This window comes from Acinetobacter legionensis (assembly GCF_048551735.1).
Classification (GTDB): domain Bacteria; phylum Pseudomonadota; class Gammaproteobacteria; order Pseudomonadales; family Moraxellaceae; genus Acinetobacter.
In genome coordinates this window covers 75368-98749 of the sequence record NZ_JBIMBV010000008.1, presented here as the reverse complement: position 1 = coordinate 98749, position 23382 = coordinate 75368, and the positions used below count along the sequence as shown (strand labels likewise).

18 protein-coding genes and 1 pseudogene are annotated in these 23382 nt (G+C 41.2%); 15 read left to right on the top strand and 4 right to left on the bottom strand.

The genetic code is table 11. From position 1 onward, the window contains the following. Positions 1 to 54 precede the first annotated feature (54 nt). From ACG9ZL_RS09180 to lipA, 3 genes are all read right to left on the bottom strand, one after another. Positions 55 to 972, bottom strand: coding sequence for a siderophore-interacting protein (locus ACG9ZL_RS09180; RefSeq protein WP_419359832.1), 918 nt, complete (start codon positions 970 to 972; stop codon positions 55 to 57). A gap of 807 nt (positions 973 to 1779) precedes the next feature. Continuing rightward, positions 1780 to 2877 (bottom strand): transcriptional regulator, encoded by a 1098-nt coding sequence (locus ACG9ZL_RS09175; protein WP_419359779.1) that lies wholly within the window; start codon positions 2875 to 2877, stop codon positions 1780 to 1782. A 291-nt stretch (positions 2878 to 3168) separates the two neighbouring features. Further along, positions 3169 to 4161 carry a lipoyl synthase gene (gene lipA / locus ACG9ZL_RS09170; RefSeq protein ID WP_336951910.1) on the bottom strand — a complete coding sequence of 331 codons (993 nt, stop codon included), beginning with the start codon at positions 4159 to 4161 and terminating at the stop codon, positions 3169 to 3171. A 362-nt stretch (positions 4162 to 4523) separates the two neighbouring features. On the opposite strand from lipA, the gene ACG9ZL_RS09165 reads away from it, so the two are divergent. The 15 genes and pseudogenes from ACG9ZL_RS09165 (at position 4524) to ACG9ZL_RS09095 (ending at position 21885) form a co-directional block, all read left to right on the top strand. Beyond that, positions 4524 to 5486 carry a thiamine pyrophosphate-dependent dehydrogenase E1 component subunit alpha gene (locus ACG9ZL_RS09165; RefSeq protein WP_336951909.1) on the top strand — a complete coding sequence of 321 codons (963 nt, stop codon included), beginning with the start codon at positions 4524 to 4526 and terminating at the stop codon, positions 5484 to 5486. 15 nt (positions 5487 to 5501) lie between these two features. Then, the gene (locus tag ACG9ZL_RS09160) at positions 5502 to 6521 is read left to right on the top strand and encodes an alpha-ketoacid dehydrogenase subunit beta (RefSeq protein ID WP_004717558.1); all 1020 of its coding nucleotides are present in this window, start codon (positions 5502 to 5504) and stop codon (positions 6519 to 6521) included. Between the two features lies 1 nt (position 6522). Continuing rightward, on the top strand, positions 6523 to 8058 hold the full coding sequence (locus ACG9ZL_RS09155) for a dihydrolipoamide acetyltransferase family protein (protein ID WP_336951908.1): 1536 nt from the start codon (positions 6523 to 6525) through the stop codon (positions 8056 to 8058). A 10-nt stretch (positions 8059 to 8068) separates the two neighbouring features. Beyond that, positions 8069 to 9469, top strand: a complete 1401-nt coding sequence (gene lpdA, locus ACG9ZL_RS09150) for a dihydrolipoyl dehydrogenase (protein WP_419359778.1) — start codon at positions 8069 to 8071, stop codon at positions 9467 to 9469. An 11-nt stretch (positions 9470 to 9480) separates the two neighbouring features. Then, complete coding sequence (locus ACG9ZL_RS09145; RefSeq protein ID WP_336951906.1) at positions 9481 to 10266, top strand: acetoin reductase; 786 nt, start codon at positions 9481 to 9483, stop codon at positions 10264 to 10266. A gap of 22 nt (positions 10267 to 10288) precedes the next feature. Then, positions 10289 to 11347, top strand: coding sequence for a 2,3-butanediol dehydrogenase (locus tag ACG9ZL_RS09140; RefSeq protein ID WP_336951905.1), 1059 nt, complete (start codon positions 10289 to 10291; stop codon positions 11345 to 11347). Between the two features lie 104 nt (positions 11348 to 11451). After that, positions 11452 to 11883 (top strand): annotated as a pseudogene (locus tag ACG9ZL_RS09135) (TonB-dependent siderophore receptor); the annotation flags it as partial. Between the two features lie 286 nt (positions 11884 to 12169). After that, entirely contained in the window at positions 12170 to 13228 is a 1059-nt protein-coding gene (locus tag ACG9ZL_RS09130) for an ABC transporter substrate-binding protein (protein ID WP_336951904.1), read from the top strand. Between the two features lie 15 nt (positions 13229 to 13243). After that, the gene (locus ACG9ZL_RS09125) at positions 13244 to 13954 is read left to right on the top strand and encodes a class II aldolase/adducin family protein (RefSeq protein WP_336951903.1); all 711 of its coding nucleotides are present in this window, start codon (positions 13244 to 13246) and stop codon (positions 13952 to 13954) included. Between the two features lie 33 nt (positions 13955 to 13987). Further along, positions 13988 to 15181, top strand: a complete 1194-nt coding sequence (locus ACG9ZL_RS09120; protein WP_336951902.1) for an LLM class flavin-dependent oxidoreductase — start codon at positions 13988 to 13990, stop codon at positions 15179 to 15181. A 12-nt stretch (positions 15182 to 15193) separates the two neighbouring features. After that, positions 15194 to 16771 carry an ABC transporter substrate-binding protein gene (locus ACG9ZL_RS09115; RefSeq protein ID WP_336951901.1) on the top strand — a complete coding sequence of 526 codons (1578 nt, stop codon included), beginning with the start codon at positions 15194 to 15196 and terminating at the stop codon, positions 16769 to 16771. A 2-nt stretch (positions 16772 to 16773) separates the two neighbouring features. After that, positions 16774 to 17925, top strand: coding sequence for an ABC transporter permease (locus ACG9ZL_RS09110; protein WP_419359830.1), 1152 nt, complete (start codon positions 16774 to 16776; stop codon positions 17923 to 17925). Then, positions 17922 to 18776 carry an ABC transporter permease gene (locus tag ACG9ZL_RS09105; protein ID WP_336951900.1) on the top strand — a complete coding sequence of 285 codons (855 nt, stop codon included), beginning with the start codon at positions 17922 to 17924 and terminating at the stop codon, positions 18774 to 18776. The genes ACG9ZL_RS09110 and ACG9ZL_RS09105 overlap by 4 nt, the downstream gene beginning before the upstream one ends. Beyond that, positions 18773 to 20590: a dipeptide ABC transporter ATP-binding protein gene (locus ACG9ZL_RS09100; protein ID WP_419359777.1), complete on the top strand. Its 1818-nt coding sequence runs from the start codon at positions 18773 to 18775 to the stop codon at positions 20588 to 20590. The genes ACG9ZL_RS09105 and ACG9ZL_RS09100 overlap by 4 nt, the downstream gene beginning before the upstream one ends. Positions 20591 to 20616: 26 nt before the next feature. Further along, on the top strand, positions 20617 to 21885 hold the full coding sequence (locus ACG9ZL_RS09095; RefSeq protein WP_419359776.1) for an acyl-CoA dehydrogenase family protein: 1269 nt from the start codon (positions 20617 to 20619) through the stop codon (positions 21883 to 21885). A 395-nt stretch (positions 21886 to 22280) separates the two neighbouring features. On the opposite strand, the gene ACG9ZL_RS09090 is transcribed toward ACG9ZL_RS09095, so the two are convergent. Next, positions 22281 to 23336 carry an ABC transporter substrate-binding protein gene (locus tag ACG9ZL_RS09090; RefSeq protein WP_336951896.1) on the bottom strand — a complete coding sequence of 352 codons (1056 nt, stop codon included), beginning with the start codon at positions 23334 to 23336 and terminating at the stop codon, positions 22281 to 22283. Positions 23337 to 23382 lie beyond the last annotated feature (46 nt).

Here is a 23382-nt window from a genome sequence, read left to right as displayed (position 1 = left end):
AAATAATCGTCTTAAGAAAACTGAGATGGGGGGCAAATAGGTCAATGATTTCATTTAAACAGGCATATCTAGATCATCAAATGTTTCTAGCGTTTTACCTTGTTCTAGGTGTTTTTGATAATATGCGACTCTGCTTAGATCTAATGTTGAGCTGGACATGCCGACATTCCAATAGCCGGCCACACGAATATCATCTTTACTCAAATGACCGTGTTGGGTAAACAGCTTCCGTATCGCTCTTGCTTCATTACGTTCACAGGCTGCCCAAATGCTAATATCTTCACGATCTTTAAAATGTTCGGCAACTTTAAGTAGTAAGCCCAATTTATCCGCTTGCTGTGATTTTCCCCGATGAAGTAAATGAATATTTACGCCATGATATTTTGGTAAATCATCAATAATATTGGCGTCACAACTTTCAATATAAATCTCTCCCTGAATTCCCATTTGCCATTGCTGTAAAATTGAATAGACGGCTGGAATGGCGGTTTCATCGGCAAACATCACCACGCGTTTAGCTGGGGTAAAATTGGGGAGAAAGTGCGGTCTTGGACCCGTAAGTTGAATTTTAGTGCCAATTTTTGCTGAATCTAGCCAAAGCATTGCTGGACTTGGGTCAGCATGTAGAACAAAGTCAATTTCAATTTGATGAGTACTTGGATCAAAGCAACGCACGGTATATACACGTGATATAGGTAAGCTGTCTGCTTGTTGATGCACTTCTAAACGAATAGCAAGGTTAGGTGTTGTCCATAAGTCTGGCTGTGTTGTATTGATTTCGCCCCGAATACGTACAATTGATGGAAAAGGATGAGAAATCGCCGTTATCGTCATCTCAATGACTTCCAGATTCCGCATATGATCATCTTGTTTCAGTATCGCTTTTTGATCTGATACTGTTTTTTTGTCTGAAACCTTTTTTTGGTCTGGTACTATTTTTTGATCTAATGTCGTTTGTTGTTGGCTATTCATCATTAAGTCTACCTATCTTTATTGAGCAATAAACCACAATTGCCTTTCTTTCAGTGCTGAGCGGATCGAGAAAATCTGCATGGTGTTAAATGTAAAATATAATCATTATCATTTAAAGGGCATTTATGTTTAAATTACTTGTATTTTAATTTTAGCAATCGATTTATTGCGGAGAGAGGTAAGATTGTGAGACGTTGTAGTATTGATCAGGCTCATGGTTTATTTTAATTGCGTGAAAAAAATATTAATTTTAATCTTATAATTTTCTATATAGTCAAATCACCTAATTATTTCATACAAGTGATTTGCATCAAGTCATTGAGCATAAATGAAGCTTATGTTTTTGTATGAACTATTAAAAATTGTTGGTTATCAATTCATTTTTGTACTTTTGAATCATAGCTGGTGATCCTACCCCTCGCTCAACATGAGCAAAAACAAAGCACTGCTTTGTTTGAAGCGCAAGGTTTGGCACCTCCTACGAAAGTGAGGCATCGCCTACGCAAAGGGATTTAAACTTTGAATGTAAGATGTGGCAGTGTAAGCTTTTATATAATTAAACAATACTATTTCATCATATTATTGATTTAATTAAAAATATTAATTAAGAGAAATTATATTATTGTGTCTGATTTTTTTTGACAGGTTGACTATATTTACCGTGCATTTTCTGTCGTTGGCTTTAAAAATTAGTCTTAGATTGATTCACTTATTATTTTTATACAGAGCAACTTTATAGCCTTAAACATCAGGGCAAAACAGTGCTGTGCTATCAGTTGTGCAATAAAATATCTAAGTTCATTGAGCCTAAAGTAATTTTAAAAAATACGGACGATGCTGACTTTGTTCAGGCAATAATTCCAGTACCCGTTGTATTGCATCATTACGTTCAGGAAGACGACTAATAATTTTTAAAAGCGGGTCAATATCCTGAATTTGATAAATCAGATGACTTAAACGCGCATCGAAACAATCACGCCATGTGGTCAAGAAAGGGCTTTCTGATTTCGCCAAAAAACTTCCTTTGTAGAGTGAAAATGTACTGGCGAGAAAACCTGTATTGAGGGATTGTTCAGCTCTGGTAAAGTCGGTTTGAATCTCACAAACTAGCTTATACGGGCGCGATAAAATACAGTTGGGGAGCAAGGTGCGTAATTGTGACATTTCTGCTTTTAAGGTTTTTTCACTAATGTCCCGATCACCGTATAAGGCATAGTGCAGTTCATCTAGGTTAATACCCTCAGGGTGTAACACAAGAATGCATAAAATTTCAATTTGTCGATGGGTCAATGTTAAAAGCTGTTGGTTAAATTGAACTTTGGGTGTACCAAATACTTTGAGATAAAGCATGTTTTTTTGTTCAAATTGAATCGCACGTTGAACCAACTCTGCACAGCGTTCTACAGCCAATACACCCAGTGAAGTATGCTTCTTGTACTTGGTCGATAAATTAATCACACCGTGAAATTGTCCAGATACAGGGTCAACGATCGGCGCGGCATAACAAACCCAATCCTGTACACTGTTCATCTGATTTTCATGTGAATAAACACAGCTAGAGAGATGATTATTTAAGGCCAAACCAATCGCATTTGTACCGACAGCCTGTGTTGACCAATGTCCACCTTCGACAAAATGCACTTGCTCAGCAGAGGAGAGCATAGCACGGCTACTCCATGTCCAAAGTAAGGTGCCATGATGATCTGTGATTCCAATTGCCATTTCAGAATCATCTGCAATTTTTAGTAAATCCGCATAATTATGTTGAAGAGAACGACGAAACAGAGAGGGTTCTGGTTCGGGAGGTAAAGCGAGAAGTGGCGCAGCAGTGACGGATTCGATATTGACAAAATGTGTGGTCTGTAAACGAAGCGCTTGCGGCTGTAGTTGATTCAATAGCTTCATATCATATTCCTTTATGATGAATGGTTATGCCATTAATACTTTGTATTCTTTATCGCTGTATCTGGTGATTTTATTTGATGACACCAAATTTTAATCTATATTCAAACAAATAGTGTTCTGAAAATAATCATCTTTATTAGGTTCTCACTTTAGAAGTTAATGTTTTGCTTTAAAATGAGTTTTCTGCTCACAAATGTTAAATAAAGTTACCAATAAAAAGACAGCGTATTCTTTTTGGTACTCATTGTTTAATGTTTAGGTGTACATATTCACTTTGAACACTGAATCATCCTAAATTTCTGTGGCAATGTTTTCACGTGTAAACGGCTTAGGTACAGGCTCGCCCTTGTATTGACGATCAGCAAAATAGCTAGAACGAACCATTGGCGCACTCCATATATTTTTAAACCCTAATAACTCACCATGCGCTTGATAATGTTCAAACTCTTTCAATGAAACAAAACGATGTATTGGGGCATGAGATTTAGATGGCTGTAAGTATTGACCAATGGTGACATAGTCCACTTGATAGTCACTGAGGTCATTCAGCAACACAATAACTTCTGCTTCGACTTCACCTAATCCCACCATCAAGCCACATTTCGTTGCGATGTCTGGGCGTAAATGCTTAAACCGTTTTAACAGTTCCAGTGAATGTTGATAATCTGAACCTGGACGCATTGCACGGTACAAACGAGGGACCGTTTCAATATTATGATTAAATACATCTGGCGGGGTTTCGCTCAGAATGTTGAGCGCAACTTCTAATCTGCCTCGAAAATCAGGGACTAAAATCTCAATCAGCGTATCTGGACTACTTTTACGGATTTCTCGAATACATGCAGCAAAGTGTTCTGCTCCACCGTCAATAAGATCATCACGGTCTACTGAGGTAATCACCACATAGTTTAAATTTAGATTTTTAACAGTTTCTGCTAAATGTTTCGGTTCATCAGCATCTAAAATATTTGGACGTCCATGCGCCACATCACAAAATGGGCATCGACGGGTACAAATATCTCCCATAATCATAAAGGTCGCTGTTCCACCACCAAAGCATTGTGGCAAATTGGGGCACGCGGCTTCTTCACATACTGTATGTAGTTTTTGTTGACGTAATAAATTTTTAATACGTTGCACTTCTTCAGGCTGGCTGATCTTGGCACGAATCCATTCAGGCTTTTGAGGGATCTGTTCTGTACTGATAATTTTTACTGGAATACGTGCCAATTTATCTGCACCACGTAGTTTTTGTCCTGTGGTGACTGAAACTTTTAAATCCATTTTAAATAGTCCATTAAATAATATAACTTAATATAAGATGACATTTTTATTTTCGATGTCAATTATATTTAAAATTTTTTTAAATATAATAAAATAGTGAAAAATATTAATATTATAAAATAAAGGTTGGTTAAAGGTTTGATTTTTTAAGTTTTTGAAAATTATAAAAATTTACAAATATTTTTTGCTTTGTAAGGTGCTGTTTTTAATATTTTTATTGTGTTTTATAAAGAGATATTTTTTTAGTCTAATATTAATTTTTAATGAAATAATTTTATATAAATATACGGGTTTTAAATACCAATATTTATTTTTAAATATATGGTTTTTACTTTTAACTGTGAGCATGAAGGAATAAGTATATGCAATTAACGGAAGAGCAATTGCTAGCAGCATACAGACGGATGCGAGATATTCGTGAGTTTGAGGATCGACTTCACGATGAAAATAATACAGGTGATATTCCCGGATTTATCCATCTTTACAGTGGTGAAGAAGCGGTAGCCGTTGGAATTTGTGAAAATTTGACTGACAAAGATTTTATTACCTCAACCCATCGTGGTCACGGTCACTGCATTGCCAAAGGATGTGATATTCACGGCATGATGTTGGAAATTTTTGGTAAAGATGATGGTTTGTGCCGTGGCAAAGGCGGTTCAATGCATATTGCTGATCTAGACAAAGGTATGCTGGGAGCCAACGGAATTGTTGGTGGTGGGCCACCTTTGGCAATTGGTGCAGCGTTAACCGCAAAAACCTTAAAGACGGGTGGAGTTGGTTTGTCATTTACTGGGGATGGTGGTTCTAACCAAGGTCTGACCTTTGAAGCCATGAATATGGCTGTGGTTTTAAAACTTCCCGTGATTTTTGTTTTTGAAAATAATGGTTTTGGTGAAGGTACTGCGCATGATTATGCAGTCGGAAGCAAAGACATTGCAGGTCGTGCTGCGGCTTTTGGGATGCCTGCTGAAAAAGTAGATGGGACAGATTTCTTTGCTGTGTATGAGGTCGCCCAAAAAGCCATTGAACGTGCACGGCGTGGCGAAGGCCCAAGTGTGATTGAAACCATTACCAATCGTTTTTATGGACACTTTGAAGGTGACCCAGGACTGATTCGTTCCAAAGAAGAACTCGATTATGTCAAAGAGCATAAAGATCCGTTGAAAATTTTCCGTGAAAAAGTCAAAGGCAAGATTGCTGAAGCCACGCTGGATGCAATTGATGTTGAATCAAAAGCCAATGTCGATGCTGCTGTCGCAAATGCACGTGCTGCCAATTATCCAGAACTTTCTCAACTTCTTACTGACGTTTATGTCTCTTACTAAAGGAATAGTAAAACAATGCCAAATAAAAGTTATCGAAACGCGATTAAAGAAGCGATTGAATCAGAAATGCGCCGTGACCCAAGTGTGATTGTTGTCGGTGAAGATGTGCGTGGCGGGCATGGCGGTAAAAATACAGATGACAATAAACTCGAAGGCTTTGGGGGCGTACTTGGTGTCACCAAAGGGCTATGGACAGAGTTTGGCTCTGAGCGTGTGATTGATACCCCGATCACTGAATCTGCAATTATTGGAATGGCGGCAGGGGCTGCTGCAACAGGTTTACGACCTGTGGCTGACCTGATGTTTATGGACTTCTATGGCGTATGTCATGACATGTTGTATAACCAAGCGGCCAAATTTCGTTATATGTTTGGTGGAAAAGCCAAAGCGCCTTTGGTGGTTCGAGGCATGATCGGCGCAGGCTTTTCTGCTGCCGCACAACATTCACAATCCCCGTATAACGTGTTTGCTGCTGTACCCGGTTTAAAAGTCGTGGTGCCGTCCAGTGCATATGATGTAAAAGGCTTATTGATCCAAGCCATCCGTGATGATGACCCAGTGGTTTTTTGTGAACATAAATTGCTTTATGACATCAAAGGTGAAGTGCCAGATGAACCATATACCATTCCTTTTGGTGTAGCAAATTACACCCGTGAAGGAACCGATGTCACGATTATTGCCTTAAGTTTAATGGTGCATCGTGCTAATGAAGTCGCGGATAAGCTTGCTAAGGAGGGAATTTCTGTCGAAGTTGTCGATCCACGAACGATTTCTCCATTGGATGAAGAAGGCATTTTAGAATCTGTAGCGTCAACAGGGCGTGTGGTGATTGTTGATGAGTCTGCTGCCCGTTGTGGTTTTGGGCATGATGTGGCCGCACTGATTGCACAAAAAGGCTTTCATTATCTCAAAGCACCCATTGAACTGGTGACACCACCGCATTCACCTGTGCCATTTTCACCCGTATTAGAAAAACAATGGCTACCAAGTGTAGAACGTATCGAACAGGCTGTACGTAAAACGTTGGAGGCTTAGGATGAGCGAAATTAAAACTTTAGAAATCCCAAAATGGGGTTTGTCGATGGAAGAGGGCACCATTGCCCAATGGTTGATTCAAGCAGGCGAGCAGTTTAGTAAAGGACAAGAAATTTGTGAAATTGAGACCACAAAAATCGTCAATGTCCTTGAAGCACCGTTTGATAGTACCTTGCGTAAAATCATTGCCAATAATGGCGATACTTTAGTGGTGGGCGGGATCATTGCAATTTGTGCAGATGCGCAAGTTTCCGATGCTGAAATTGATGCCTTTGCTCAATCTTTGGCTGGCGCACCTATTCTCAATGAAAGCAAAGCTGTTGAAGTGGTTACTGAAAAGCTGACGGCAACGCAGCCTGAAACCAAGCCACAAACTGCGCCTAAACAGAATCGTATTGAGCAGGTATCAAAAGCTGTTGCCCAAAATGGTTATGTAATTCCTGCTGCATTACAAGGTTATCAACATGTTGAGGATGTTTTTGCAACACCGCATGCCTTGAAATTGGCTGAAAAGCATCAAGTGAATTTGGCGCTGGTTTCAGGCTCAGGGCGTGGAGGTCGTATCAGTGTGCAAGACATTCAAAACGCAGTTCAAGCTGCGGGTGGATCATGGCCCGATATTCGGCAGCAACCGAGTGGTAAAGTGGCGAAATCTAAAGCTGATGATAGCCAAGTGTTGGCAACACCAGTTGCACGTCGTTTAGCCAAACAATGGGGCATTAATTTACATGACTGTCGTGCCTCAGGATCAAGAGGGCGTATTTGTAAGGAAGATGTTGAAGCAGTTCATCAGCGTGAAAACCCTGCACTTGCCCAAAATAGCGCTGATGTAATGCGAACTGAAACTGCCAAGGTGACCACCATTGCGATGAATGGTATGCGTAAAGCCATTGCTTCACGCTTACAGGCAGCAAAACGTAATGCACCACACTTCCGTTTAACCGTAAATTTAAATGTGGATGCTATTCAGGGACTACGTCAACAGATTAATGCCACTGTGCCGCAAGTGAAATTGTCAATCAATGACATGTTGATTAAAGCGGCAGCAGCTGCATTGATCAAAGTGCCACAGGTCAATGTTCAGTTTGATGAAGAGAATCAGCAGATTTTGCAGTTTGATCAGGCGGATATCTCTGTTGCTGTAGCGATTGAGAATGGCCTCATCACTCCAATCATTAAAGCTGCCAATACCAAGTCTTTGGCACAAATTTCCAATGATATGCGTGATCTTGCAACACGTGCCAAAACTGGCAAATTGGCGCCTGATGAATTTCAGGGCGGTAGTTTCAGTATTTCGAATTTAGGTATGCTCGGCGTTCAACAGTTTGACGCGATTATTAACCCACCCCAAGGTGCGATTTTAGCTTTAGGTGCAGCAGAAAAACGGGCAATTGTTGAAAATGAGAGCATCGTGATTCGACAGATGGTCACCGCGACCTTGTCTTGTGATCATCGGGTGATTGATGGGGCGTTAGGTGCACAGTTCTTGGCAGCATTTAAGCAGTTTGTTGAAAATCCTGCATTGATTTTGGTGTAGGAGTATGAGCATGTCAGACACACAATTTGATCTCATTGTGATTGGCGCTGGTCCAGGTGGCTATGTGGCTGCGATACGTGCAGCCCAACTGGGTTTAAAAACCGCCATTGTAGAAGAAAAGCATTTGGGTGGAATTTGCCTGAATTGGGGCTGTATTCCAACCAAAGCTTTATTGAGTGGAGCGGCACTTGCACAGCAATTTAAACATTCACAACAGTTTGGTTTTTCTTTAGGTTCTATCGATTTTGATATCCAACAACTGGTTCGTCATAGCCGTCAGGTTTCTGAACAGTTGGTACAAGGGATTGGGCAATTACTGAAAAAGAATCAAGTTACTGTATTTAATGCAAGCGCTCAATTTATCGAGAAAGAAAGCTTAGAACTGACTGATGCAAAGGGTCAAAAACAGCAGATTTCTGCACCGCATATTATTGTGGCTACGGGCGCCAGAGCCGCCAATTTAGCGCATGTCCCTGTCGATGGACAGCATGTCTGGAGTTATAAAGAAGCTTTAGTCCCAGAACACTTGCCGAAATCACTTTTGGTAATTGGTTCAGGGGCCATTGGCAGTGAGTTTGCCAGTTTATATCAGGACTTAGGTTGCCAAGTGACTTTGGTTGATATTGCCAAACAGATCCTACCTAGTGAAGACATTGAAGTTGCCAAATATGTGCAAAAGCAATTTGAACAGCATGGTATGACGGTTTTGACTGAAGCTGCTGTACAAAACATCGAAATAGATAAGGACCAAGTACATTGCCATGTTGAAACCGCAACAGGTGTACAAATCATTACTGTTGAAAAAGTCCTTTCCGCAATTGGTGTACAACCTAATACTCAAAATTTGGGTTTAGAAAAATTGGGTATTGAGTTTGAGCATAATTTTATCAAAGTTGATCCGTGGTGTAAGACCAATGTAGTTGGAGTTTATGCCATTGGTGATGTCGCTGGTGCGCCGTGCTTGGCGCATAAAGCCAGTCATGAAGCAATTTTATGTGTAGAAAAAATTGCAGGGCTGACGCATGTACATGCTTTAGATCGTAGCCAAATTCCAGGGTGTATTTTTACCCATCCGCAGGTGGCAAGTATTGGTCTAAGCGAGCAAAAAGCCAAAGCAGCTGGTTTTACAATCAATGTGGGTAGATTCCCTTTACAAGCCAATGGTAAAGCTTTGGCTTTAAGCGAGACCACAGGATTTGTAAAAACTATTTTTAATCAAGAAACAGGGGAATTATTGGGGGCACACATGGTGGGTCATGAGGTCACTGAACATATTCAGGGCTTTGCCATCGCTAAATATTTAGAAGCCACTGATGAAAGCCTAGCACAGGTTATTTTCCCACATCCTACGTTATCTGAGGCGATGCATGAGTCGGTTTTATCGGCAATGCAACGTGCAATCCATATTTAAGGAGTCGCAACATGCCTAGAGGTCTAAACAATAAAGTCGCATTAATTACTGGTGCCGCACAGGGCATAGGACGCGGTATTGCTTTACGCTTGGCACAAGAGGGCGTACATATTGCCTTGGTTGATCTTCACCAAGAAAAGTTAACTGCTGTTCAGCAAGAGATTCAAGCATTTGGGGTTAAAGCCACCACATTTATTGCAGATGTTGCTGATCCTGTACAAATCAGCAGTGCGATTGACCATGCAGAATCAACATTAAATGGCTTTGATATCATTATTAATAATGCAGGGATTGCCCAAGTCCAAGCCTTGGCAGAGGTCAGTCCAGATGAATTTAATCGGATTATGAATATCAATGTGGGTGGTGTGCTGTGGGGGATTCAGGCCGCTGCCGATAAATTTAAACAGCGCCGAAATTCTGGCAAAATTATCAATGCATGTTCGATTGCTGGGCATGAAGGTTTTGCTTTGCTTGGTGTCTATTCAGCTACTAAATTTGCCGTTCGTGCTTTGACTCAAACAGCAGCAAAAGAATATGCCAGTGCTGGTATCACTGTAAATAGTTACTGTCCCGGTGTAGTTGGTACAGATATGTGGGTGGAAATAGATCAACGTTTCGCTGATATCACTGGTGCACCCGTTGGTGAAACATATCAGAAATATGTGGATGGAATTGCTTTAGGACGTGCCGAAACCCCAGATGATGTTGCCGCATTGGTTGCTTTTCTAGCCAGTGAGGACGCTGATTATATTACTGGACAGTCAATTTTGACCGATGGCGGAATGGTTTATCGTTAATATTGGAATGAGGAATGCATCTATGAAAGCAGCTCGTTTTTATGATAAAGGGGATATCCGAATAGAGGATATTCCAGAACCACAGGTACAACCAGGAACAGTTGGCATTCAAGTCGCATGGTGTGGTATTTGTGGCACAGATTTACATGAATTTATCGATGGTCCAATTTTTATTCCTCCGTGTGGTCATCCGCACCCGATTTCGGGTGAAGCTGCACCTGTAACCATGGGGCATGAGTTTTCAGGTGTGGTGTACGCTGTAGGGGATGGCGTTGATGATATTCAGGTGGGGCAACATGTTGTGGTTGAGCCTTATATCATTGCGGATGATGTTCCGACTGGACCGCATGACAATTATCACTTGTCAAAAAATATGAATTTTATTGGTCTAGGTGGTCGCGGTGGTGGGCTATCTGAAAAAATTGCGGTACAACGCCGTTGGGTACATCCCATTTCTGCCCAAATTCCGTTGGATCAAGCCGCATTGATTGAGCCTTTATCTGTCGGGCATCATGCCTTTGTAAGAAGTGGAGCACAGTCAGGTGATATTGCCTTGGTGGGTGGAGCGGGCCCGATTGGATTGTTATTGTCTGCAATTTTAAAGGCCAAAGGCTTAACCGTCATCATTACCGAGCTCAGTGCAAAACGTAAAGAAAAAGCCTTAGAAGCGGGTGTTGCCGACTATGTGCTAGATCCGTCTCAAGTGGATGTTGTGGCTGAAGTCATGAAAATCACCCAAGACCGTGGGGTAGACGTGGCTTTTGAATGCAGTAGTGTCAATAAGGTCATGGATACACTGGTGGCAGCTATGAAACCAACTGGTGTGGTAGTGATAGTTTCGATCTGGAGTCATCCTGCAACGATTAATGTGCATAGTGTGGTGATGAAAGAGCTGGATATTCGCGGTACGATAGCCTATGTTAATGACCATCAAGAAACCATTCGCTTGGTTGAGCAAGGTAAAATCAATTTAGAACCTTTTATTACCCAAAGAATTGCTTTAGATGATTTGGTTTCGCAAGGCTTTGAAACCTTGATTCATAACAACGAATCTGCGGTCAAGATTATTGTGCATCCCTAGAAATCATACTACTCAATAAGGCATGTTATTGGTTAATGAATCGTGTGTGGGAGGGCTTCACAATTACTGATCAATAATCAATAACAAGTTTTAGCTGAAGTGAAATTGAATGGAGCTTCTTTGGAGCACCTATTGCGAATCTTGGTGTAATCGGTGGTGTTGCCTATATTGATCCTGAATTAACCCAAACTGCAGGTGGTAAAAATCAAGGCAATATTGCGACTGGGGTTGCCAAGCAACAGGCGAAATTAGGTATGGAGTGGGATATTTCGATTTTGCAGGGTTTAATCTAGACTGGAAATGCCACAGCAGTTTCAAAGCAATATATCAATCAGGAACATACACTACATGCTTCTGAACGAACACTGTTTGATGTTGAGGCGAGATATAAGACCAATGTTTCAAGTTTTCCACTAAACTTAGCTGCGAGTATCAATAACGTGACCAATAAGGCGTATTGGGGCATGCCACAATTGTCCAGTTTAGCCTTGGGTGCACCTCGAACTTTTATGCTGTCGGCTTCTATCGATTTTTAATTTAAGCGATACAGCACTATATTTTTATATGGTGCTGTATGTTGATTCAATGAGGGGCTTTAAATCTGTTCAATCAAAAAATAATGCGGATGGGATTTTTGTCTCAGGGCAGGCTTGCTTAAAGCGCTGTTGATAAAACAACACTAAATCTAAAACAAGTGATGAAATCTAAACATTTATTAAAATTAGATTTTGTATAAGATATTGAAAATTATAAAAATAAATATTGGCATAAAAGCTGCTCAATACAAGTGATATGAAATTGGAAGTATCTTAAGGAATACCTATGTCACTTGTCATCGATAAAAAAGAAAATTCTAAAGAGTTTGTAAAAAGTACTTTATCTGAAATTTGGGTCACACGATGTCCTGTACCCACTGCAACAGGAATCTCATTAAAACGCGGCACCTTAGTCGAAAAATTTGAGCGACATGGTATTGATGTTGCGGTATTGCAAGATGCGCGTAAAGGCTTGTCTGTGCATCATTTTGATCATCAGCTCCCGGCTTTATTCCGTGAAGGAGGTAATGTACCTGCTTTGGCTGCGCGTTCAGAAGGTGCCCCAAGTCGTCTGATTGGATTAACTTGGATTGATGAATGGCAAGTGATTATTGTTCGACCAGATTCAGCAATTCGTCAGCCTGAAGATTTAAAAAATACCAAAGTGGCTTTACCTGAATATGCCGATAAACGTGCAGGCAGTATTTTTAGAGCCATGTCATTACAAGGTATTCGAGGGGCTTTACAACTTGCAAATTTAAGTTTCCGTGATGTTGATTTTATTGAAGTTCCTGAGCGAGCTGAATCGAAACAAGATCGTGATGCCAGTGCCTATTGGTCAGGCCTTGATGCCTTGATTACAGGTGAGGTGGATGCCGTGTATGTCAAAGGGGCATCGGCTGTTGAGGCAGCCACCAAACGTGGTTTAAAAGTCGGTATCGATTTAGATCAATTTACAGATGTGACTTCGCGTGTGAACAACGGGACACCTCGACCTATCACGGTACATGAAGATTTATTGGAACATCACTTTGATGTCGTCGTTGACTTTTTGGAAGAGCTTTTTGATACCGCAGATTGGGCAGAAGATCATTTAGATGAAGTGCTGGTTATTCTACAAGATGAAACCATTGCGGGTGCTGAAAGTGTGGCTACAGCGTATCGTAATAATTTTCATAAATCTTTACATCCTTCATTAAGTGCAGAACGCCTTGAGCTTTTAAAACAACAAAAAGATTTCCTTTGGTTACATGGCTTCCTTGAAAAAGACGTCGATCTTGATACATGGGTCGATCATCGCCCATTACTCGAAGTTTTAAAGCGTCGCCAAAATAAACAACGTTAAAACAGGATATTTATCATGACTACACTGATTCAATCGCCACTTTCCCCTGAACTTAATGATTTTATTGAACGCAACCGTCAAAAAGCTGAATTTGCATTTGAGGTGTTCCGTGAGACGGGCACCATCACTGCCAATGGCACAGTCAATTTTGTTGAACGCGCCCCTGAAAATACCTTGGTGACCTTTAACTATGCAGGTCCTTGGTCACGAGATAAAAAAAGCAAAGTATTGGTAGAGAAACTTGATGGTGAAGTTTTATTGGGACGAAAAGGTGCGGGTGGCCGTTATAACAAACTATTTTGTGAACATGCAGATGTCACCACAATCTCTCATGTACATGCACCGAATTTAGGTGCTTGGGCCCAAACACACCGAACCCTACCGATTCGTTATGTGCCTGTTCAGCGTTTTCATTTATTTAATGAACTGCCGATTTATATCGATCGCCGTCAAGCAGAAGTCGATTTTATTTTAGATCAACTCAAGATTGATATTGAGCATCGGGCTATTTTGGAAGCCAATGGCGGTGCCACAGTTTGGGGGCGTCAAGGTCTACAAGAAACTGCTGAATTTATTTTATTGCTTGAAGAAGGTGCTCAAATTCAACTGTTAGCAGAACTGGTTGGGGGAAGTCGTGAATATGGGCAAGGGGTGCTACAGCAACAGTGGAAAATGAGTGGATTGACTGAAAAAGCAAAATCACTGGGATTACTTCCACTCCATTAGAAACATGATTTAAAAACAAATATAGAGAATATTATGGCTGTAAAACTTTTATGGTATCTCACCTCTCCTGATGGTCCCTATCCTTGGTTGGAGTCGGGACGCTGGGATACCGATTATGAACATTTACAACAAATTGCAATTACCGCAGATCGTCTAGGGTTTTACGGTTCACTCATGGGTACAAGTGAGTATGAAACACTGGCAGTTGCTGCGAGTTTAATTCCTTTTACTGAGCGCCTGAAGTTTTTGGTGGCGCAGCATCCAGGTGAAGTTCAACCCGCAGTTTTAGCCAAATATGCACAAACTTTTGACTCTTTCTCTCAGGGACGTTTGTTGTTTAATGTGGTCAATGGCAATGATCAGGGACTTGCCGCATTGGGTATTCATTATTCACATGATGAACGCTATGACTTTAGTAAAGAATACTGGAGCACATTTCAACAGAATTATTTAGGCGATAAATCTGGCTTTCAGGGTGAGTTTATTCAAGTTGCTCCACGTCAAGAGGGGGCTTCACCGATGTCAAAATGGCATGGGGCAACCCAAAAACAAGGCGTACCGCTGTGGGGAGCTGGCACATCAGCCAAAGGGGTACAACATTCAGTGGAATTGCTGGATGTGTATTTAAGCTTTGCCAACACACCGCCGCTGCTGGGAGAAAAATTCAGTAAAGTTGCAAAAGAAGCCGCTAAAGTTGGACGAACTTTGCAGTATGGAACTCGCTTACAAATTATCGTTCGTGAAACCGAAGAAGAAGCGTGGCAATACGCGCAGTCTCTACTCGATAAAATTGATGTGAATTATGCGATTGAAGCTGTAAAACGTCAGCTTCCACCCAATGAAACTTTCGAAAGCTATCAGAGTAGTAACCCGATTGTTCAAAAAAATTTAGAACGCTTACGTCAGGGGATATTACCTCAAGCTAAAGACTTTGAAATTTATCCAAATATTTGGACAGGGCCATCACTGTTTGGTTTTGATATCTTAAATCCCGCTGCGGGGACCGCATTGGTCGGGAGCGCTGAAAATATTGCTCAACGTATCCAAGAATATGAAAGCTACGGTACATCTGCATTTATTTTGTCAGGTTTTCCTTTAATTACGGAAGTTTATCGTGTTGCAGACTTGTTGTTTCCTTTACTTGAGCTCGATCATGGTTTTGAGTTACCGAAGTTAAAAAAATGCTCGTCTGTAGATTCTCTGTTGAATCAAGAAACTGTGGTTTAAAAGGAGAATCCTATGAGTAAAATTACGCGCAGAGTATTAATTAAAAATACGGGTTTAGGTCTAGGTACGATTGCAGCAGCAAGCCTGATTGGGTGTTCTCGTTCCGATTCCTCAGCATCAAATGAAGCTGCTGCACATACAAGCCAGCATACCACACCGCAAAAAGGTGGAGTGATCAAAATTGGGGTGATTAATGGTAATCAAGCTGGAAATTTAGATGCCCATAAGCCGATTGGGATGTCGAGTGCCTTTAGAGGTTGGCCGTTATATGCCAAATTATGGGAATGGGGGCGAGATATTCAACCTAAATTGGCGCTTGCTGAATTTGCAGAACCCAATGAGGATGGCACTAAATGGACGATTCGGCTAAAGAAAGGGCTTGAGTTTCATCATGGTAAAACCATTACAGCCGATGATGTCATTTTCTCTTTACGTCGTTTGACCGATCCTAAACTGGCGTCTCCCTTTGCGGCTTATCTGTATTCACTACAGCGCGATGCGATTAAAAAGCGGGATGATTACACCGTTGAAATTCCATTTGCTCAAGGCAAAGGCTTAGTAGCCCTACCTGAAGCATGGATGAGTTGGGGCGGTATTGTTCCAACAGATTATGACCCAATCAAGAATGTCGTCGGAGCAGGCCCGTTTAAGCTAGAAAGTTTTACCCCAGGTCAACGTTCCCGTTTCGTACGTTTTGAAAATTATTGGAAAGACAATCAGCCTTATGCAGATGCCATTGAAATTATAGATTTTAAAGAGCAAACCGGGCGTCTTGCTGCTTTGCAATCAGGGCAAATTGATATTGCATCAGGTATTAGTGCCGAGCATTTATCTTTGATTCAAGCCAATAAACGACTGAGTGTTGTTTCATCTGAAACAGATGCTTGGCAATCCTTCGATATGAATACCACTAAAGCACCGTTTAATGATCCTCGTGTCAGACAAGCATTTCGTTTGATTGCCAATCGGGATGATTTAGTGAAACGGGCATTGGCGGGTCAAGGACGAATTGCCAACGATCTGTATTCATTTAGTGATCCTGTTTATAACCATGAAATTCCACAGCGTAAGCAAGATTTAGCCAAAGCTAAAACACTATTAAAAGCTGCTGGTTTTGATCAAAACTTAAAAGTTGATTTATATACAGGACCAGATAGCAATGCCGCCTTGGTGTTTGCGCAACATGCAGCGCAAGCTGGCGTGATTGTAAACGTTAAACAAGTTGAAGCTGCAACATTTGCAGATGCAGTCAAACAAGATTGGGCATTGAGTACAGGTTCAAATGTTTCTCGTCCATTTTTATTGACGGTATTGCAGATTGATGGACCCGGTGCAGCCAATAACAAAACCCGTTTTAATCAAGCCCGTTTTACGGAGCTGGTGCATCACGCATTGCAACAGCCTGATCTGGAAAAACGCAAAGTTCTGGTGCATGAGGCACAGCAAATTCAACATGAACAAGGTGGCTTACTGATTTGGGGTTTTAACAATGTTTTAGATGCACATTCTCATCAGATTGGTGGTGTAACACCTGATCGAACCGGTTTTGCAGCATGGCGAACTGATGAGTTTTGGCGTAAAGGGGAGTAATGATGACGACTCAAGCCAGCAAAATTGAAAGCTCGATTCAACATCCAGCTATCGCCAAGTCGTTTGAATTTCCTGCATGGTTACCTTGGTTTTTGACCCGTATCGTGTCAGGAATTTTAGTGATTTTTGTGATTAGTTTAATTGTATTTATCGCGACTCAAGCGCTTCCATCTGACCCTGCGCGGGTCATTTTAGGGCCAGAAGCACCAGAAGCTACGGTTCAAATACTGCGTGAACAATTGGGGCTGACTCAACCGATATTGGTGCAATACTGGAATTGGCTGACTCAATTATTACAAGGTAATTTTGGACGCTCAATTGATTCTAATGTATCTGTGTTACAGATTATTCAAAACTATTTTGGTAATACGCTTGCTTTGAGTAGCTTGGTAGTGGCAATCACTGTGCCGATTTCAGTTTTACTTGGGGTTTGGTTATCGCTACGTCGTGATAGCAAACTAGACCGAATCATTGTATCTAGCTCCATTATTTTTAAAGCAGTGCCCGGATTTGTCATTGCCATTTGGCTGATGATGTTGTTTTCAACTTCGATCATGCATGTATTACCTGCTGCATCATTGTTGATTCCTGGGCAGTCTCCGTTTAGCCAGCTAGAGTTTTTAATTTTACCCATTTTAACTTTAGCTTTATCGCTTATTCCTTATCTCATGCGTCTTGTGCGAGGCTCAATGATCGATGCCTTAGAGTCCGATTATGTCACTTCAGCACGATTACGTGGTATTCCAGAGCGTCGCATTATCTGGAAGCATGTTTTACCTAATGCTTTAGTGCCCGTGGTACAAGGCACGGCATTGACTATTCGGGTTTTACTCAGTGGGGCTTTAATTATTGAGGTTGTATTTAGTTATCCCGGAATTGGAAATGCATTGAATGCAGCAATTGAAATGCGGGATATTCCTACCATTCAAGCGATTGTGTTATTGCTGACCATCTGTGTGGTGGTGGTCAATTTAATTGCAGACTTAATTACGACTTTACTCACACCGAAAATACGCACTGCAAAAAAACATAAAGCCCGCTCACCTGGTTTACGTCAGGCATTACGTTTATGGAAATCTGGCCGACCGATTACGGTAAAGCCTGTGGATCGCCGTAATGCCTTGAAGAATATCAATTCGGGAGAGGGAAAATGAGCACACTTCATTGGTATCAACGTAAGTTTTTTAAAGCCTTGATTTCTGAGCGACAAGTTCGTTTTGGTTTTGTAGTGACAAGCTTAGTTTTGATATTTGCGCTTATTGGCCCAGTGCTGGTTCCTTTTGAACCAACTGCCTTAGTGGGCATGACCTATGGTGCGCCTGAAGCACAGGCTTTTCTTGGCTATGACTATATTGGGCATGATGTTTGGTCTCGTGTATTAGCGGGTGGTGCTTCAATTATTTGGATGACCCTCGCTGCCAGTCTGGTGGCTTTAATTATTGGTTCCAGTTTAGGCATATTGGCTGCTTTTGCACGAGATAAAGTTGACCAGTTTGTGACTTGGCTGACGGATGTCTTTATGGCATTTCCTGATCTGATTTTAGTGCTATTAATCGTTTCGATGCTAGGGCGTGAGCCATGGCTGATTGTGCTCACTGTTTCGATTGCTTTTATTCCTGGGGTAGTACGTCTTGCACGAAGTGTTGCGCTAAATTTGGTTGAGCAAGAGTATGTAGAGGCCGCCAAAATTTTAGGTTATTCGAAAAGCTATATTTTATTCCGTGAAATCCTACCCAATATGCTGACACCCTTATTAATTCATCTTGGGGTGATGTTGACGTGGGCTGTTGGCATGTTATCTGGTCTGGCTTTTCTTGGTTATGGTATCGCACCTCCTGCAGCCGATTGGGGCCTGATGATTAATGAAAATCGTGCTGGGTTATTGGTTCAACCGTGGGCAGTATTTGCACCGGTGATTTTAATTGCTTTGTTTGCGCTGGGAACCAATGTGTTGGCTGAAGGTGTAGGGCGTGCCGCAGCGCGGATTGAGGAAAAATCACCATGACAGAGATTTTAAAGAATACGGTACTACAGGTAAAAGACTTAACGGTGGCGTTGGTCAACACAGGCAATCATGTGGTTTCGAATATTTCTTTTCATTTAAACGAGGGCGAAGTCCTTGGATTGGTGGGAGAAAGTGGTTCAGGTAAAACCACATTGTCGAGTGCGTTATTGGGCTATGCACGACATGGTGCCAAAATTATTCAAGGCACAATTGCGCTGGATGGACAAGATATCCTCAGTCTTGACGACCACGCTTTGCGTCAAATTCGAGGTTATAAAATCAGTCACGTTGCCCAAGATCCGGGAACGGCACTAAATCCAGCATTAACCATTGGACAGCATCTACTTGAGTTATTAGAAGTCCATCAATCACGCTTATCCAGTAGTGAAAGAAATCATAGAGTTGCTAAAATTTTAGATGAAGTGGGATTGCCTCAGGATGATGTGTTTTTAAAACGCTATCCTCATCAGCTTTCCGGCGGGCAACAACAACGGATTTTATTAGCATTGGCATTTTTGTTACAGCCTCGCTTAATTGTCTTGGATGAACCGACAACAGCATTGGATGTTACAACCCAAACTTTAGTGCTAAATATTATTCGTAAATTATGTCGCGAATATAATGTTGCAGCAATTTATGTATCACATGATTTGACTGTGGTGAAAGATATTGCAAATCGCGTAATCGTCCTGTATTCAGGCCAGATTGCAGAAGATGCTGCATTAAGCCAGTTATTTGAAACGCCAAAACATCCTTATACTCAAGGTTTACTCAATGCCATCCCCGATGTGTCGATTCGTAAATATTTATCCCCCATCGAAGGACATGCACCCTCACCGAATGACCGTCCAACAGGATGTGCCTTTGCCGCAAGATGTACTTTCGCTAGCGAATTATGTCATCAACAGCAACCGAAATTAACCCTGTTATCTCAAGCATTTGATCCACATTTTGTTGCTTGTCATCATTGGGATGAAGTGGGTGTGATCAATTTTCAAGAGCTTGATCCGCATCTGATTGAATTAAAAACAGATCAACAGGCACTGCTTAAAGTAGAACATATCAATGCTTGGTATGGCCAGCAACAAGCACTTTTCGATGTTTCTTTTCAAATACAGCGTGGAGAATGTTTGGCCTTAGTCGGGGAGTCTGGTTCAGGTAAAACCACACTGTCTAGAGTGATTGCAGGACTGAATGAAAATGCAGAAGGTCAGGTAATTTTAGCAGATGAAGTATTGTCCTTGCAGGGACAAAAACGTCAGTTAACACAACGACATAAACTGCAATATATCTTTCAAAATCCATATAAAGCCTTGAATCCAGCACATACCATAGGACAGACACTCACTAAAGTGGTTCAGCACTTTTTTGCTACATCTCAGCAAGAAACTCAACAAAAGGTCGTTCAGGTACTTCAACAAGTATCGCTTCCTCCACAGGTTCAAGAACTCTACCCAAGAGATTTATCTGGCGGAGAACGGCAACGTGTAGCGATTGCACGAGCGCTGTTATGTCAGCCTGATGTTTTGATTTGCGACGAAATTACTTCTGCTTTAGATGTCTCAGTACAAGCATCTATTTTAAAACTGTTGCAACAACTGCAAAAGCAAGGCGTAACTTTACTTTTTGTGACCCATAACCTTGGGGTAGTTAGAGCAATTGCTGATCGAGTTGCCGTTTTAAAAAATGGCCATCTGGTGGAATACGGTGAAACCGATCAAGTACTGAGTCATCCGCAACATGCGTATACCAAAACTTTGCTCACACATGCACCCAGCTTATTTAAGACTACAGCACAGCGTATCTGTGCATAAAAAACAAGAGATTTTCCGGAGTTAAAATGAACGATATTCAGCAACACAATTTTTTAGAATTGGGCAGTATAAGACATATTCAAAGTGAACAAGAAGCATTGGATATTGCCAAGGCAGTAGCAAAACAACTGACTGAATTTGCTCAAGATCCTCAATATAACAAAAGTGTTCCTTATGAACAGGCCCGCTTAATTTCAGAAGCAGGTCTGACAGCGATTATTGTTCCTCAACAATTTGGTGGTTTAGGTGCGAGTATTAGCACATTGGTCAATGTGGTAAAGATTATTTCATCTGCAGATGGTGGTGTGGGGCAACTTCTACAAATTCATTTCACCATGTTTCGAGGAATTTTAACGGGTTATGAGGATGATATTCGCGATCAATTATTGCGTGATGTATTGAGTGGTAAACGTTTAGGCAATGCACTCGCAGAAGTGGGCGGAAAAGATAAATTTCAGCATAAGACTCGTGTAGAAAGAAATTCACAAGGGCAGTTAATCTTAAATGGCAGTAAATTTTATTCCACAGGCTCTTTATTGGCCGAGTGGATCTCTTTATTTGCAGGCAGTGATGATGGACCTGTTTCGATCTTGATTCATCGTGATACGCATGGGGTAGAACTGCTCGATGATTGGGATGCAATGGGGCAAAACAATAGTGTCAGTGGCACAGTCAATTTTAAAGATGTTGTTGTCGATGAACGCTATGTTGCTAAGCGCAATACTGGTGGTTTAGGGACAGTGCTACGCACAGGTTTAACTTGGCCTCAGATTTTGCATGCAGCTATGGATACAGGTATTGCCAAAGGTGCACTTGAAGGGGGGATTGATTATTTGCAACAGAATGCTCGTCCTTGGGTGGAAAGTGGTGTCGACTCCCCGACACAGGAACCGCATATCATTAAGCAAATTGGTGAGTTTGCAGTTTTGGTCCGTTCAGCAGAAGCACTTTTAGATCGCTCAGCAGCGATTTTTGAGCAGCATTTAACCAATCTGGAAGATGAAGCCTTACAAACTGAATTGATTTTATCTGTGGCTGCCACACGGAGTCAGTCCGACCATGCATCTTTGAAAATTTCCAGTGAAATTTTTGGCTTACTTGGAGCAAGCTCTACTTTGTCAAAATGGAATTTAGATCGTTTCTGGCGTAATGCTCGTACACATACCACACATGATCCGATTCGTTGGCGTTTATATCATGTTGGAAATTATTATTTAAATAATATTCCACCTGGTGAATATAACTCTGTGCTTTTAAAGAAACAGGCTGAAAATGTGACCAAATTTAAGTCATAATTTGAGTTCGACAAAAATATGCTATTCGGAAACCTCATCCACAACTGTTTGAGGCAGTACTTAATCGCATATTTTTTGCGATTGATTAAACGAGCTGATGGTGGGCAGTGAGTTTTACGGTGAGAAGCAGCACTCTGCAAGATGCTTTTCTTGCAAAGTTTGGAGTCTCATTTTCCCGGAACAAAAGTAGCGTGAGCCGTTGACTGATTCTGAGGCTAGGTAAGAGCTGGTTAAGAACTTCAGTAAGACGCCATTAAGATAATTGTTATTCATGAGCATAGCAGTGCTTTATGCGTTGAGAATAGTCAGAAGCTTTTGTATAGGGGGATGTCTTAAATTTGAAAGCTGAAAAATAAAAGGTTGTCATTACGACAACCTTTTATTTTTTCGTATTGTTAAGCCACTTGTGCATGAATAGCAATGTCTTGTGCTAGCCATTCACGAACATTAATTTGAGCTGGAATAAACTTCCAGCGATAGAGAAAGTCACTGAGGTCTTGTAAGGCAATAATCGATGTTTCATCAAAATTGGTATTCAGTTTGAGATGTGCATCTGCGCCATAAGCTGCATGAACCCATTGTTCACTGCTATTACATTCTTTAGCCAGATAGCGGTGAGTTTCATCTGCATGCACATGCGCCCATTGTTCAGCTTGTAAAACCGCATCGACAATGGATTGAGCTTGTTGTGGATATTGCGATAGAAAATCTTCATCCACAGTTAGTGTTCGAGGGGTACCATTATTTGAACGTAGGATAGGGTCGGGATGTGAACCAATATCAATAATGGTATGCAGGGCAAAATCATGGGCAATTTGTGCTGCATGTGCGCCTTTTAAAAAGATGGCATCGACATCCCCTTTGATTAAAGCCACAATCTCTGCACTTGCGCTCAGTTTATTACGATTGCTAAAGAAACTCGAATCATTTTCTTCGGTATGATTTTGCTGTTGCGCCACTAATATATCAGCACGCAGACAATCCACCAGTTCCAGATCACTGACCTTAAGATTTACTGTTTTTAATGCATTTTCTAAACCGCGAATGGCTTGAGCACGAGAGAAATCGATGATGGCATCTTGATTGAGTGGGAGTCCAAAGCGTTTACCTTTTAAATCCTCAACCGTCTTAATTTGGGAATCATATCGAGTCAGCAGTAATTGGACTTCATCTGCCCAAGATAAACCGATGACTTTGGTTTTTTGTCCAGAAGCATATGCCCAAATTGCAGGAATACTGCCACCATGCCGAACTGAATTGGCAAGGGTATGGTTAAAATGTGAGTTACGAACCTCTTTTGAGTTCGATTCACGAATTGATTTAATTTCAATTTGTTGCTCAATAAATTTTTCTTTTAGCCAGCCTTTTTGAATCGAGATTCCAAGCCCTGTAGGAACTGGACAGCGTGTATACCAAAGTGTATTCAATGGTTGCATTTGAAGTGTTGTCATTGTGACATCCTGTTGTGATTTGAATGCTTTAAAGCAATATTGATGC

Bases quoted from the DNA above. Each gene is read 5' to 3' on its own strand.
- ACG9ZL_RS09180 (WP_419359832.1), bottom strand. From the start codon at position 972: ATGAATAGCCAACAACAAACGACATTAGATCAAAAAATAGTACCAGAC.
- ACG9ZL_RS09175 (WP_419359779.1), bottom strand. From the start codon at position 2,877: ATGAAGCTATTGAATCAACTACAGCCGCAAGCGCTTCGTTTACAGACC.
- lipA (WP_336951910.1), bottom strand. From the start codon at position 4,161: ATGGATTTAAAAGTTTCAGTCACCACAGGACAAAAACTACGTGGTGCA.
- ACG9ZL_RS09165 (WP_336951909.1), top strand. From the start codon at position 4,524: ATGCAATTAACGGAAGAGCAATTGCTAGCAGCATACAGACGGATGCGA.
- ACG9ZL_RS09160 (WP_004717558.1), top strand. From the start codon at position 5,502: ATGCCAAATAAAAGTTATCGAAACGCGATTAAAGAAGCGATTGAATCA.
- ACG9ZL_RS09155 (WP_336951908.1), top strand. From the start codon at position 6,523: ATGAGCGAAATTAAAACTTTAGAAATCCCAAAATGGGGTTTGTCGATG.
- lpdA (WP_419359778.1), top strand. From the start codon at position 8,069: ATGTCAGACACACAATTTGATCTCATTGTGATTGGCGCTGGTCCAGGT.
- ACG9ZL_RS09145 (WP_336951906.1), top strand. From the start codon at position 9,481: ATGCCTAGAGGTCTAAACAATAAAGTCGCATTAATTACTGGTGCCGCA.
- ACG9ZL_RS09140 (WP_336951905.1), top strand. From the start codon at position 10,289: ATGAAAGCAGCTCGTTTTTATGATAAAGGGGATATCCGAATAGAGGAT.
- ACG9ZL_RS09130 (WP_336951904.1), top strand. From the start codon at position 12,170: ATGTCACTTGTCATCGATAAAAAAGAAAATTCTAAAGAGTTTGTAAAA.
- ACG9ZL_RS09125 (WP_336951903.1), top strand. From the start codon at position 13,244: ATGACTACACTGATTCAATCGCCACTTTCCCCTGAACTTAATGATTTT.
- ACG9ZL_RS09120 (WP_336951902.1), top strand. From the start codon at position 13,988: ATGGCTGTAAAACTTTTATGGTATCTCACCTCTCCTGATGGTCCCTAT.
- ACG9ZL_RS09115 (WP_336951901.1), top strand. From the start codon at position 15,194: ATGAGTAAAATTACGCGCAGAGTATTAATTAAAAATACGGGTTTAGGT.
- ACG9ZL_RS09110 (WP_419359830.1), top strand. From the start codon at position 16,774: ATGACGACTCAAGCCAGCAAAATTGAAAGCTCGATTCAACATCCAGCT.
- ACG9ZL_RS09105 (WP_336951900.1), top strand. From the start codon at position 17,922: ATGAGCACACTTCATTGGTATCAACGTAAGTTTTTTAAAGCCTTGATT.
- ACG9ZL_RS09100 (WP_419359777.1), top strand. From the start codon at position 18,773: ATGACAGAGATTTTAAAGAATACGGTACTACAGGTAAAAGACTTAACG.
- ACG9ZL_RS09095 (WP_419359776.1), top strand. From the start codon at position 20,617: ATGAACGATATTCAGCAACACAATTTTTTAGAATTGGGCAGTATAAGA.
- ACG9ZL_RS09090 (WP_336951896.1), bottom strand. From the start codon at position 23,336: ATGACAACACTTCAAATGCAACCATTGAATACACTTTGGTATACACGC.